Genomic DNA, 587 nt, shown 5'->3' with positions numbered 1-587 from the left:
TTTAATTTCTCCACCTTTGAGTATGAGTCCATCTATATGTTATTAATTTGCACTTGTAAGACTAAGTTGCAAATGGCACATTTATAAAATATACATCTTTGCCTACTTGTCTAAAATAAAATATATTGAAATCTAAGCCTAACAACATAGTATTATTTGCAAAATGTAAACAACCATAAGCCCAATCTTCAACTCTTATATCGTGTGTATATATAGCTTTGCCATCATTATTTTTAATCTCTATTGTAGAATCTATATCATATTGTATAAAAGGATAATAATCTGTTGTTGGCATTATTGATGGGTAGATTTCTCTCTCAAAAAAATCTCTATTAGATGCAAAGTCTCCATTCTTGTTGTATATTGTTACTATATTAGTATCTTTATAAATTGTTAAATCAAAATGTTCTAATTCATCTATCCGTGCATATCCTATACTATTATATGTCATCTCTGTGTAATATCTATATTCTTTCTTGTATTTAATCCTATCATCTTGAGCTAAAACACTATTAATATCATCTAATACCATAGATGCACCTTCTTTTACTCTTCTTTTTCTTTCATCTATGCTTAGTGAATTGTTT

The 587-nt window shown here is 27.3% G+C and carries 1 protein-coding gene; it reads right to left on the bottom strand.

Annotated features, from left to right (window positions below; translation table 11 throughout):
• Nucleotides 1-61 precede the first annotated feature (61 nt).
• Nucleotides 62-587, bottom strand: a 526-nt coding sequence (locus LS64_RS12160; RefSeq protein ID WP_238699497.1) for a hypothetical protein, incomplete at its 5' end; no start/stop codon positions are given.

The sequence above is a fragment of the Helicobacter saguini genome (assembly GCF_000762875.2).
GTDB classification, from domain to species: domain Bacteria; phylum Campylobacterota; class Campylobacteria; order Campylobacterales; family Helicobacteraceae; genus Helicobacter_A; species Helicobacter_A saguini.
Note: the sequence above shows the minus strand (reverse complement) of the source record. Positions and strands in the feature narration are given on the sequence as shown.